This is a genomic window from Bacillus sp. FSL K6-1218, from assembly GCF_038006445.1.
GTDB lineage: Bacteria > Bacillota > Bacilli > Bacillales > Bacillaceae_G > Bacillus_A > Bacillus_A thuringiensis_S.
In genome coordinates this window covers 1,597,787-1,610,747 of sequence record NZ_JBBOVE010000001.1, presented here as the reverse complement: position 1 = coordinate 1,610,747, position 12,961 = coordinate 1,597,787, and the positions used below count along the sequence as shown (strand labels likewise).

Here is a 12,961-nt window from a genome sequence, read left to right as displayed (position 1 = left end):
AGATTACATGTAGTCTAAAATACTCGTTTTACTCATCGTACTAACAGCTTTAAGCGTCGCTTCATACGTCGCATTTATATACGCTAAGTCAGAAATTGCTACCGCTAAATCGACATCTTCAATTTCTTTACGATTTTCTTGAAGCGCTAAATTTTGCTCGCTTAAAATTGTTTTAAACGTCTCCATTGTGTTCATTGTTGAACCAACTTCAGTTGTACGGTTAATGATGCCATCTAAGTTTGTCTTATTTTCTCCTAATAACGGTTGTAACGCTTTTTGGTCACCTTTTTGCATCGCTTCGCTCATTTGTTTTAACGTTTTTATAACCGGAGATAATAATGCTTCTCCGTTACGAAATGCTTTTAATTCATAACCGTCATTTAGTTGCCAATTCACATCATTTTTTCCACCTTGGTATGTACCATCTTCTGTAAATGGTGGCTTCTCTGCACTATCACCACCGAAAATATAACGACCTTGCTCTTTCGTATTCGCTAAATATACAACTTGTTTTAAAATTTGATCAATCTCTGCACCGATGGCTTTCAATTCTTTTTCACCATTTTGCTCACTTATTGCCCGCAACATTAATTGATCTGCTCTCGTTAAAGATTTAAAAACACCTTGTAAAGTATTTTCAGTTTGTGTTAGTACATTTTTCGAATCAGCTAAATCTTTTTGCATTTGTTCAATATTCGCCAATGAATGTTGAATCGCAAATGATTTACTCGCTGCAAGTGGATCTTCACTCATAAGAAGATTTTTCTTCCCTGAAGTTACTTGGTTTCTATGGTATTGTTGTTGCACATTCAAATCCATTAACTGATTCTTTGCCCAGTTTGCATTTTGAAATGTAGATACTCTCATTTCTATCTCCTCCTTATATATTTTCAATCAATTACTATCACTTATCGAATAATCGAAAATAGACTATCAAACACTTCATTCATCGTAGTAATAGCTTTAGAGTTTGCGACGAAGTATTTTTGGAAGGCCATTAAATTTACCATTTCCTCTTCCATATTCACACCTTCGACGCTCATCTTTTCTTGTTGAATACCTTCTAGTAAGTCCCCATGAATTTTTTGATAACCATTTACTGCACTTTTATCAGATGCAACACGAACTATAAATTGGTCTAATGCTTGTTTATAAGAAAGACCTTCTTTATAATCTCCATCTGTAATTGCTGCTAGTTTATTTGCTGTTTCAGCAGATATTTTCATTTTCGAAAAATCTTTTTGGAATTCTGGATTTAACTTCATATCCTTCGCATAATCTCCAACGAAGAAATCTTTTCCCATCACTGTATTCACTTGATTTTTCACTGAACTCATTAAGTCTTCAAGATTTTTTTTATACTCAACAATCTTCGCTTTCGTATCGATCGCTGATTTTATCGCTCCGCTAGTTACAGAGATTTCTGAACCGTAAATTTCAACTGACATTGGGTCTTTTTCTTTATTTAATTGAAGTGGATATGTATCTTGCCCATTTACTGTTAAAATACCATTCATTCTAACACTCGCGATATTAGGATTCATAGATTCATAAGATACTTCGATGTTTGCATACTTAGACATCTCTGTAACGATGCGATCTCGTTCGTCTAAAAGTTGATTCGGCACTTGTGTACCCGCTTGTCCAATTTTATGATTCGCTTCTGCTAAACTAGCAGCAAGACGATTAAATTCATTAACATGCGCTTCAATATCTTCTGCCGTCTGCGCTTCCACTGTATCTAAGTTTTTCGCAAGACGATTTACTTGACTTGTGAACTTCCCAGTTTCAGAAATTAATGTATCGTAGTAGTTTGGTTGTTCTGGATTTTTTGCCACTTCACGAAAGGCATTAAAGAAACCGTCCATTAAACTAGATAATGAATTCTTTCCTGTCGTTCCAACCATAGACTCTACACGTGATAAAGTCGAATTCATATAGTTATAGTAAGAGAGCTGAGATAATTGATCATTAAACTGCTTCGTCTTTACCTCATCAGTAATACGGTCAACACCTAGCGTTTGTACACCGTAACCAATTCTCTGTTCTGGCGTATGACCATTGCTTGCTCCAACAGATCCGTAATTCACCATTTGACGCACATAACCCGGTGTATGAATGTTAGATAAGTTTTGTTTCGTTGTTTGTAATCCCATTTGAGCCGCTAGCATCCCTGATAGCGGTGTATTATAATCAGATAATCTCATAAATCTTCACTTCTCCTTTACAATAGTTCATTCATAAAGATTTGCGAATTATTGTTTCGCTCTAAATTATATTCAGAAACAGAATCCACAATACTTTCTGTAGTTTTTAATAGTACGTTTAAGTAATATTGATTTTTCAAAAGAATCATTTTTACATTCTCTTCTAATTCAGTTACGTTTTTTTGTAATTCTTCCATTTTTTCAATTTCTTCTTGAGAAAAATACGAAAATAATGCACTTACACGAAATGATTCAACTCCTTGTTCTTTACAGAACTGAACAACCATTTCTTCAAATGAGCTTGATAACCCTTTTAAACCATCAATGTACTGCAATTGCTCTACTTGTAACTTTTGAACTGCATTTACATTTTTATTTTTTAAATTCTCATATATTTGCTCTCCAAGCGCTTGAATATTTTCATACGCCTTTTGTATAATAACGAGCTTTTCATATAATTGTATGTACATATAGCTTCCTTCCTTTTACAAGACTAAATTCACAATTAAACCATGGATTTCTCCAATTTGATTTAACATTTCTAAATGTCCTGTTTTCGTATTAATTAAATTCATAACATCTTCTAATTCATTCAATCCCATTTCTGCCTGTTTCACAATCGTCATTTTCTGTGAATATCCGTAACGCGGGTGACGAGACATGACATCTTTATACTGCAATACATTATCAACGTAAAAATTCAAAAATGATTTTACTGTATTTTTGTATTCCATTACATTATCAAGCGTTAATTCCATTTCAATTTTTTCTTTAATTTCTCCAATATTATCGACAAACGCTTCCATTTGTTCTAGTAATTTATCTTTTTTCGGATCTGCATGCAAATTATCCGAAAATGCAAGTCCTGTCCTGACATTTGCTTCTTTCGGCATTTGAGTAGCAGGCGGTATATGCGATAAAATTGGATTATGCGAGATAGAACGTAGCATATATATCACCTATTTATTTTTTTATTTCTTCCTAAACTTAATCGTAAAATCCAGTTATTTATAATTATACTCTGAACAGTAATATTTTGCAGTTATTTTTTATAAAAGATATGTTACAATTTAGCATGAGGTGGCACAATTCTATGAATATTTTCCTTTGTGGTTCAAATCAATTAACAGCATTAGATCAAGAAGAAATTAAAAAATTTTTAACTGACTATGCTCACAAACATAAAATTTACATATTATGTTATAAATCTATTGAAAATGAGGTTCTTCGTTTTTTCGTTGAGAATGAAAGACTCGCTCAAAATTTATGCCTTTACACGCTGCAACCATTGCAAGCAATAACAGATGAATTTCAAGAAGTCGTTGATTACTTAAAAAAACACGGAGCCGAATATGTTGCTTTCGATCATCCTTCCGACTCCATTTACCGATCAGATTATATGTTTTTTGTTAAACAAATTATTGAAGACACTGATTTAGTTCTCTGTTTTTATAATGGGGACAAACATACATCTGTCATCCCTGTCGATGTTGCAAAAGAAGCAGGTATTGATGCTGTCATTTATGATTTACCAGGATTACATGAAAAGCAAATGAAAAAAAGCTTTGAACAAAAAATTCGTATGATGTAAAGGGGGCGGCACAATATCATTATTGTGCCCATTGTAAATATGATAATTGAACAAGATTATGATCATTTTATCGCGAGTTTTAAACAACAATTCAATATGGATATCGCTTCGTATAAGCAAGATAGAATGCGCCGTAGAATCGATGCTTTCATTTCGAGAAAAGGCTTTGAAAACTACACTAATTTTTTAAACAAATTACGTGCTGATCAAAATTTATTTTTAAATTTTATTGACTATATTACAATTAACGTTTCAGAGTTTTTTAGAAATAAAGAACGATGGCAAACTTTAGAGTCAAAAGCACTACCTAAATTACTCGAACAAAATAGCGGAAAATTAAAGGTATGGAGTGCCGCTTGCGCTGCTGGTGAAGAACCGTATACACTTTCTTTAATTTTATCAAAGCATCTAGCTCCATTTCGTTTTGAAATTCAAGCAACAGATCTTGATTTTCATATTTTAGAAACTGCAAAACGCGGTCAATATACAGAACGTTCGTTAAAGGAATTACCTAATGATTTGAAAGAACGTCATTTCACAAAAGAGAATGATCTATATTCATTGCATCAAAACATTAAACAAAACGTCTCTTTTAAACAACATGACCTTTTAATACAGTCATTCGATACAAATTATGATTTGATTATTTGTCGCAACGTAATGATTTATTTTACCGAAGAAGCAAGAGTAAAACTTTATGAAAAATTTAGTCGTTCTTTACGAAAAGGCGGCGTACTATTTGTTGGTAGTACGGAACAAATTTTAACACCCGAACGTTACAATCTTCAGCGGTTCGATACATTCTTCTACGAAAAAATATAAAAGAGGTCGTCACAATAGAGTGACGACCTTTTTACATAACTCGAATTAAAATAATACCGACAATCCATATAAAGAGAAAAAGAAACGTCATAGACCATTTATGTTCTTGCATCGTTTGTTTTAACGCCTGTGACAATTGTGTCATGTTCATTTCCGCAAGCGCTCTCCATACACTTACATCCCGATCTTTAACCGTACGGTCTGTAACGCTAATTAAAATTGTTTCGTTAGACAATTTCGTTATATAAGCAGTAATAACCGTTACCATCAAATTTATATTTCCTTCTGAAGAATCACTTTCCACTCTAGAAATAAGTGCGCTCACATCTAGTAACGGAATATGTACTTTTCTACCAAATGATAGTTGTACTTCAGCGAAATCATATGTTCCATCTAACAAAGGAAGGTCTTTTATATGCGCCTGCTTAACAAGCCCTTGTAGGCTTCTAATTACTTGTTCAAATATTTTTTCTGTTTGCTTCCCTTCTCCAGATAACGTATGTAGCTTTTTAAAAAGTTGTAACACTGTATCCATCTCTTTAGAAAGCATTTCCTTCATAATCTTTCCATCACTTAAACTTGCAAGTAAAATACCTATTTCATTATTTTTCGAAATAATTTTAGACTGTCCAGTAAACACTAAATTGCTACGCTTTCGTTCTTTCTGGATTTCATGCTCCGAAATAGCTGCAGGCTGTTTTAATGGTTGTAGCGTCTTATCTTCAATTGTCGTACGTTTAATCTCCATTTAAGCGCCTCCACTACTATGAAATAATTAGCCCCATTCTTTATTACTCTTTAAAACTAAAAACAGTACGAATAAACCTGACATGATAGTAAACACATCCGAAGCTTGTACTCCCTGTTCACCTTTTTCTTCTTTCTTGTCTTTTGATTCTTCTTTTTGTTCTTTCTTTTTAGAGGCAACTTGTTTGTTATTTTTCTCTTTTTGGTCCTTCGCCTTATGTACTTCCTTGTTGTCTTCGAACGGCTCTTTTATAACGTAAGTAAATTCCTCTTTCTCTTTCAACGGTTCTTTTATAAACTTATTTACTTTCTCATCTTGCTTCGGAATTTGAACAACTGGCAATTTTTCTTCTGGAAGCGGGTTTTTGACTTTCAAATCCTCTTGCTTCTCATTTTCTTTCTTATCTTCTAATTCATTTTCTAGTTTATTATCTAATTTGTCTTCTTTTTCTTTCTCTTCTATCTTTTTGTCATCTTCGTTTTTTGGCGCCAAAATAGAAATGGTATATTCACTTTCCTCAACAAGTTTATTACCTGCTGCATCTATTATCTCTACATGTAATTCGTATGGCCCAGCTGGCAATTCTTCTGTTATTTCAAATACTTTTTGCCAATCCATATCATGCTTGTTGTAGTCTAATAAAAACGAAAGCTCTTTATTTTCTTTCCCTTTTAATGTAACGCGCACTTCTTTTACAGCCGATTCTATATCTGACGCTTTTACTCGTATATGTATAGAATCTCCCTGTTTTCGTTCAACTAAGTTTTCTTTTACTTCATCAATAGTAACTTCCTGTAACTTTGGCAATTCTTTATCTATAGTAGGCGTTTCATTTTTAATACGAATGAGTGGGACTTTCAATTCATTTTTTATGAGCTCTTCTTTCTCATTCTCTTTGTAACTTTGAACGAGCTGAAGATTCCAATCACCTTGCAAATCAAAATCCCCTGCTTTATAGTTAGCAACCCAGCTCTTCGTTTCTTCATCATACTCAAAAGATAGCATTCTTTCTTGCGCATATTGCTCGCCATTTTTTTGTAACTGCAATATACCTTTCATGCTTTGAATGTTTTTCCCATTTGGTTCTACAGCAATTCGCACTTCTTCGCCAACTTTAAGCTCCGGCTTATTTACTGTAATAATTCCTTGTTCCGTTTCTATCTTTCTTTCACCCAATTGTTTATTTACTACTTCTTGTTGTTCTGCTTCTTTTGGTTTCTCTTCATCTTGTTTCGTTTCCACTTGCTCTGGCGGTTCTTGAGATTCCTTATTTTCTTCTTGTACATTCACTTCATTTATTTTTTGATCTGGCTCAATTTGTTCCTCAGCCTGACTTTGCAAGGGGAAGAACAAACACACATGTATGCATAGCCAACTCATTAGAAAAAACTTTACGTTTTTCATCTACTAGTTCAAACTCCTATTTCAATGCCTTATAATGATTTCGTTACTTTTACTCCGAAAAATCCATCTACATTTACAAGTTCACCATACGCCACTAATACATCATTTACATAAATACGAATCGGTTCATCAATATCCTCATCTAGTACAACTGCTTCATTTTCTTGTAAACTTAATATATCTTGAATCGTTTTCACTGTACTTCCAAATACAAATTTCACGTTCATTTCTACATTTTGTAGAATGGACGTGTCCATATATACTGGCTCCATTTGTTTTACTTCTTTAAATTCAATAGGTTGCACAACTGGTTCTACAATTTTTTCTTCTTCAATTTCTTCTGTGGCAATCTCTTCTTCTTCCACCATTGGATACAGAAGTCGCCTTACCATTTCTTTCGCTTCAGAAATCGGCAAAATTTGATACATTTTCGATTGAAGCAGATCACCAATTTCAAGATTGAACGTAATTTGAACGAGTTCGTCCACTTCCATTGACTCTCCCAAATACTCCATTTCTTCTTTTAACGTTACAAATTTAACATTTGGCGGCGTCATGTCCATTTTTTCTTGGAACATTTCTGACATCGCCGTAGCAGCATGACCCATCATTTGGTTCATAATTTCTTTAATACCGCTCAGTTCTAATTCAGTAAGCTCTTTTTCCGGATCAACTTCCCCTGTTCCCATCATCATTAAATCTACCATTGTTAAGGCGACATCTTTCGTAAATACGAATACATTCTCATTCTTTAGCCCTTCAACAAAGTCAACATTTAAAATAACAAATGGTACTGGTACTCCATCATAATGACGAACATTGATTGCTTCCACATTTGGTGTACTAATTGTAACTGGCTGATTTAAAAGCGTTGACAATACTGTTGAAGCTGAACCAATTGAAATATTTGCAATTTCACCAAGCACATCTTTCTCTTCTTGTGTTAAATGCTCTTTTTCAACTTCTTCTACAATCTCAGTTTCCACTACTTCTGCTGTCTCGTCTTTTTCTTCTACTCCACCAGATAATTGCATTAATTTATTTACCATTTGTTTCGCATGCTCAACTGAAACAATTTGTACAAGTTTAGAGTTTACAAGATTATCTATCTTTAAATCAAACGACACTTTAACAATCGTATGATTCCCATCGATTTCAGAGATTTTCTCCATTTCTTCTGATAACTTTACAACATTAATCGTCGGCGGAGACATATCTACTGTATCTTGGAAGAATTCCGACATAGATGTAGCTGCGAATCCCATCATTTGATTCATCGCTTCTTGTACAGCACTTAGCTCTAATTCACCAAGTTCTTTTCCGTCCTCCACTTCACCTGTTCCCATCATCATTAAATCAGCAATAGACAATGCAACATCTTGCTTAAGGACAAGAAGGTTTTCCATATCTAATCCTTTTGTAAAATGAATGTTTAATACAACATGTGGAACTTCGACATCTCTTGAATCATATAAATCTACCAACTCTATGCGAGGAGCAGTAATGCTTACTTGCCTATTTAAAATCGTTGATAATACAGTCGAAGCTGAACCAAATGATATATTTGCGATTTCGCCAAGAATATCGCATTCTTGAGGCGTTAAATGCTCATTTTCTTTTTCTAGCACAATCGTGCTCGTATCCCCTTTTGTGTGTTGCTCAGGCATTTTCCCTGCCTCCTCATTTCTGTTTTTCTATCAAATAATATAAACTCTCATTTGATTTTAGCAAACTTATTATATAAAACGTTAATATGTATGTATTCCCATTATTAAATTAGTAACGATTAGCCAAAAAGCTCCCCAATTGTATACAAGTGGGGAGCTTTCCTTCATTCCTATTATAAACCTTCTGGGTTTAAAATGAGGACCACTCGTCCATCACCGAGAATCGTCGCACCAGAGAAATAGTTAGAACTCTCTGCAAAGAAGTCACCTAATGACTTTAAGACTATTTCTCTTTGACCGATAATTGTGTTTACAATAAGTCCATAGCTGCGATGTGTATTACGAACAATTAACACAGGAACCATTTGACCATCATATGACGCAAACGCCTCATCTACTGTTTTTTCACCAAATACAGTACTTAAATGTTTCACTTCAATAATTTGATTACGATAATTTAACACATCTTTTCCTTGTAAGGATTGGATGTCTTCCCTCTTAATTCGAATTGCTTCAACGATATTTCCAAGAGGTAAAGCATAACGCTTATCATTCGTTTGAACAAGCATAGATTGAATAATAGACAACGTTAACGGAAGTTCAATTCTAAATGTACTTCCCTTTCCTTCCTCAGAATCAATGATTAAATGTCCACCTAAACTATGAATCGTATGTTTTACAACATCTAATCCGACACCGCGTCCAGAAAGATCTGATACAACTTCAGCTGTACTAAATCCTGGTTGGAAAATAAGATCAAACACTTCACGATCTGTTAATCTATTGGCATCTGCTTCAGTTACAACGCCATTTTTAATCGCTTTTTCTAATACTTTCCCTTTATTAATACCGTTTCCATCATCCGTAATTTGAATAACGACATGATTTCCACTATGAAAGGCTTCTAATTTAATAGTACCTGTCTCATTTTTACCTGCATCACGTCGTTTTTCAACAGTTTCAACACCGTGATCGATTGCATTTCGAATTAAATGAACGAGCGGATCACCGATTTCATCAATAACAATTTTATCTACTTCAGTATCTTCACCTGTAATTTGTAAATCGATTTTTTTCCCTAAATCTTTCGCTAACATACGTACCATACGCGGGAAACGATTGAACACAGTTTCAATCGGCACCATACGCATATTTAATAGTACATTTTGAATATCTTTTGAAATATCGCCTAATCGATTTAAATGTTCAATTAGCTCCTTGTTTTGAATCGTTTGAGCCAATTCATCAATGCGCCCACGTTCAATTACACTTTCTTCAAACATATTCATTAATCTTTCGATTTTCTCTAATTGAACACGAATTGAACGATTCTCCACTTTAGCATTTTTCGTTTTTGTAGTACTTTTAGCTGGCATAGCACTTGTAGGTTGATTCGTTGCCACTATCGGTGATTCTACCTGCGTAGCCACAGCTGGTTGTAGCATTTCTTCTACTTGCACAACTTCTTGTGTAACGACTTTTTTAGAAGCTACTTCCCTCGATATAGGTTCTCCTTGCTTTACTTCCACTTTCTCAATTTCAGAAACATGAAGTACTACTTGTTTCAATTCTTCTATACTACAATCAGTATCCATAAATACCGTAAATTCAAATCCGAAAGCATCTGCTTCAATTTCTTCAATACTCGGAGCTGTTTTTTGTATATTCCCTACATTCTGCAATGCTTCAATACACATAATGGCACGTACTGCTTTTAAAATTGCTTGCTGTTCAACTGTTATATGCACTTCATGCGAAACTGCATCATCGTTGTCTATATGATTTTGCTCTATATGTTCCATAGAAGTTTCTACATTGCCGTTCAATAATGCTTCTAATTTCTGTTTAGTTGAGACTACATCAATATTGCCCATTCCACCTTGTTGCACATCTGCAACCATCTTCTCCAAATTATCAATGCACTCAAAAATCACATCAATAATATCCGCATTTACAACTATATTTCCATGACGAATTTCATCTAACACATTTTCCATCTTATGCGTTAAATCAGCCATCTCTGTAAATTCCATACTCGCAGACATACCTTTGAATGTATGAGCGGAGCGGAATATTTCTCCTACAACATCCATATCAGCAGGATTTTGCTCTAACACTAGCACATTTTCATTTAGCGACTGTAAATGTTCTTCTGACTCTTCGAAAAATATATTTAATAGATCTGTTTGCATTTTTATCCCCTACCTGTCTAACAAACATTTCATTTATGTATAACAATTTAGTGTTTTACAATGAGAAAAAAGGGGGCCACACGTCGATCCGCTATCACTGTTTTGATTCCTTGTGGCACCCCTTCTATATTAACTATTTGCTACTTTTGTTAAAGCTTCAATTACACGATCCGCTTGGAATGGCTTTACAATAAAGTCTTTTGCCCCGCCCTTAATTGCATCTAATACCATACCTTGTTGTCCCATTGCAGAACAAATAACAACCTTTGCACTTGAATCAATTTTAATAATTTCTTTTAATGCTTCAAGCCCGTCCATTTCTGGCATAGTAATATCTAATGTTACAATATCAGGTTGAAGTTCTTTATACTTTTGAATTGCTTCTACCCCATTCTCTGCTTCGCCGATAACTTCAAATTCAGCATTACTTTTTAATAAGTTTTTAATCATCGTTCGCATAAACATCGCATCGTCTACTACTAAAATTTTATGTGCCATTCTTTTTAATTCTCTCCTTCTATGTATAAATATATCTTAATATTTCACCTTATCATTCTCACTCATTATACAAAATAAAATGATAAAATTTAATATTTTTTTAAAAGAATTTTCGTATTTTTATTATTTTATTATTAAAATAATAATATACTACTCTTTTATATAAATAACAACGCGACGGTTTTTTTCCCAGTTTTGCGGTGAATCATTTGGTACAATTGGCTTTGTGTCTGCATATCCTACCGCAGCTAGCCTTTTATCATCCACATTATACACTTCAATTAAATGGTGAATCATATTTGCCGCTCGTGCTGAAGATAACTCCCAATTAGAAGGGAATTTCTCGTTATGAATAGGTCTACTATCTGTATGTCCCTCTACAACAATTGGGTTAGGTACGGATTGAAAAAATCCAACTAATTGACTTATTATCCCTTTCGCTTCGGGCTTAACGTTCGCATCGCCTGTATCAAATATTAAATTATCTACTATAACGACGCTTACCCCTGTATCCTCTCGATATACATTCACTTGACTAATACCGTTATTATCTACATACGCTTTCAACTTCTTATATAATTCATCCATTCTCTTTTTTGAGATCATTTTTTCATCATTTTTTTCATGTGAAATATCTGGTATTGTATTTTCCATTACTTTTGCATCTACTTGCCCCGTATCACTAAACTTTTCAAGCATCTTTGACAATTTTACTGCATCTTGCTTTGATGTAGCAACTAGTAATACAAAGAAAGTTAATAATAACATCGTTAAATCTGTAAAAGTCGTCATCCAACGAGGCGATCCCTTTTGCGGTCCTTTACTCATCATACCACTCCTTGAAATATTAGGCTGCTCCTTTTACCTTTTTTACCTTTGTTACCTTTGTTTCGTATACGTATGTATCCAGTTTCAACTTTAATTTAGAAGGGATTTGTCCACGATACAATTCTGAAATTGCTTCTATTACAAACTTCTTCTCTGTATATAAATCTTCAATACCACGATATACTTTTTCCGAAAGAGGGATTGCAATCATATTCGCAAGTACAGACCCATATAATGTCGTTAACATCGCAACTGCCATCCCTGTACCAATTTGCGATGTATCTTGTAAGTTTTGGAGCATAATGATAAGACCGATTAACGTACCAATCATTCCCCAAGCTGGAGCAAAATCACCAATTTTATCTAATAATGCTGCTCCTTTTCTTAACTCATACACTTCCGTTTCAATATCTTTCAATAACACTTCTTTTAATTCATCTTCATCGTAACCGCTTAACATTAATCGAATTCCTTTTTGAATAAAAGGATTGTCTACTTGCTCTCCATCAACCTCTAAAGAAAGCAAGCCATTCTTTTTAGACTTTTTCGAAAAATCAACAAACAAATCCGTTAACTGTTCTAAATCTTCTTCTCTTCTATGTAAAACAGTGAAAATACTTTTCGTATATTTTTTTATTTCTCCAAATCGATATGCCACAACAATTGTCGCTGTCGTTCCCCCTATGACAATTAAAATAGATGAAATATCTAAAAAGTTTTTGAAAGCTTTTATTCCACCGCCACCAAGCATAATCGCCGCTATCACTATGATGAAACCTACTATGATGCCCACTGGGCTAGAAATATCAAACTTCCTTTTTCTTCTTTGTGGTCTAGCTAATACTTGATTTTTTTCTCCCATATTTCTGCCCTTTCCTTTCCATTTTCATATAACATTTTTTTATTTTAATAATACGTTTTCACATATAACATGTATTATACGCTTATCATCTGTTTATCGCAATATACTCATGAAATTGACACATTTCATTTCTATATTAGAA

Annotated in this window: 13 protein-coding genes; 2 read left to right on the top strand and 11 right to left on the bottom strand. The window is 33.9% G+C overall.

Annotated features, from left to right (window positions below; genetic code table 11):
• Positions 1 to 3: 3 nt before the first annotated feature.
• Genes MHI26_RS08440 through MHI26_RS08425 form a run of 4 tightly spaced genes read right to left on the bottom strand, consistent with a single transcriptional unit; the run spans position 4 to position 3,157 of the window.
• The gene (locus MHI26_RS08440; protein WP_061666849.1) at positions 4 to 867 is read right to left on the bottom strand and encodes a flagellar hook-associated protein 3; all 864 of its coding nucleotides are present in this window, start codon (positions 865 to 867) and stop codon (positions 4 to 6) included.
• 41 nt (positions 868 to 908) lie between these two features.
• Positions 909 to 2,207, bottom strand: a complete 1,299-nt coding sequence (gene flgK, locus MHI26_RS08435; protein ID WP_061666850.1) for a flagellar hook-associated protein FlgK — start codon at positions 2,205 to 2,207, stop codon at positions 909 to 911.
• Positions 2,208 to 2,224: 17 nt separating this feature from the next.
• Positions 2,225 to 2,677 carry a hypothetical protein gene (locus MHI26_RS08430; protein ID WP_000275878.1) on the bottom strand — a complete coding sequence of 151 codons (453 nt, stop codon included), beginning with the start codon at positions 2,675 to 2,677 and terminating at the stop codon, positions 2,225 to 2,227.
• Between the two features lie 15 nt (positions 2,678 to 2,692).
• Entirely contained in the window at positions 2,693 to 3,157 is a 465-nt protein-coding gene (locus tag MHI26_RS08425) for a YaaR family protein (RefSeq protein ID WP_000946323.1), read from the bottom strand.
• A 143-nt stretch (positions 3,158 to 3,300) separates the two neighbouring features.
• Between MHI26_RS08425 and MHI26_RS08420 the strand changes: the two genes are divergently transcribed.
• On the top strand, positions 3,301 to 3,798 hold the full coding sequence (locus MHI26_RS08420; protein ID WP_001020110.1) for a flagellar motor switch protein FliG: 498 nt from the start codon (positions 3,301 to 3,303) through the stop codon (positions 3,796 to 3,798).
• A 39-nt stretch (positions 3,799 to 3,837) separates the two neighbouring features.
• The gene (locus MHI26_RS08415; RefSeq protein ID WP_061666851.1) at positions 3,838 to 4,620 is read left to right on the top strand and encodes a CheR family methyltransferase; all 783 of its coding nucleotides are present in this window, start codon (positions 3,838 to 3,840) and stop codon (positions 4,618 to 4,620) included.
• A 31-nt stretch (positions 4,621 to 4,651) separates the two neighbouring features.
• Here the strand turns inward: MHI26_RS08415 and MHI26_RS08410 are convergent, their stop codons facing one another.
• The 7 genes from MHI26_RS08410 to MHI26_RS08380 all read right to left on the bottom strand — a co-directional run bounded on the left by MHI26_RS08410 (position 4,652) and on the right by MHI26_RS08380 (position 12,819).
• Positions 4,652 to 5,368 (bottom strand): hypothetical protein, encoded by a 717-nt coding sequence (locus MHI26_RS08410; protein WP_061666852.1) that lies wholly within the window; start codon positions 5,366 to 5,368, stop codon positions 4,652 to 4,654.
• 27 nt (positions 5,369 to 5,395) lie between these two features.
• A complete protein-coding gene (locus tag MHI26_RS08405; protein ID WP_061666853.1) occupies positions 5,396 to 6,772 on the bottom strand; it encodes a transglycosylase in 1,377 nt (458 codons plus the stop codon).
• Positions 6,773 to 6,801: 29 nt separating this feature from the next.
• Positions 6,802 to 8,439, bottom strand: a complete 1,638-nt coding sequence (locus MHI26_RS08400) for a flagellar motor switch protein (RefSeq protein WP_016082188.1) — start codon at positions 8,437 to 8,439, stop codon at positions 6,802 to 6,804.
• A gap of 173 nt (positions 8,440 to 8,612) precedes the next feature.
• Positions 8,613 to 10,631, bottom strand: a complete 2,019-nt coding sequence (locus MHI26_RS08395; RefSeq protein WP_061666854.1) for a chemotaxis protein CheA — start codon at positions 10,629 to 10,631, stop codon at positions 8,613 to 8,615.
• A gap of 129 nt (positions 10,632 to 10,760) precedes the next feature.
• Positions 10,761 to 11,129 carry a response regulator gene (locus MHI26_RS08390; protein ID WP_000940568.1) on the bottom strand — a complete coding sequence of 123 codons (369 nt, stop codon included), beginning with the start codon at positions 11,127 to 11,129 and terminating at the stop codon, positions 10,761 to 10,763.
• A 150-nt stretch (positions 11,130 to 11,279) separates the two neighbouring features.
• Positions 11,280 to 11,957 (bottom strand): OmpA family protein, encoded by a 678-nt coding sequence (locus MHI26_RS08385; RefSeq protein WP_000033627.1) that lies wholly within the window; start codon positions 11,955 to 11,957, stop codon positions 11,280 to 11,282.
• Between the two features lie 19 nt (positions 11,958 to 11,976).
• A complete protein-coding gene (locus tag MHI26_RS08380) occupies positions 11,977 to 12,819 on the bottom strand; it encodes a MotA/TolQ/ExbB proton channel family protein (protein ID WP_050843146.1) in 843 nt (280 codons plus the stop codon).
• Between the last annotated feature and the right edge of the window lie 142 nt (positions 12,820 to 12,961).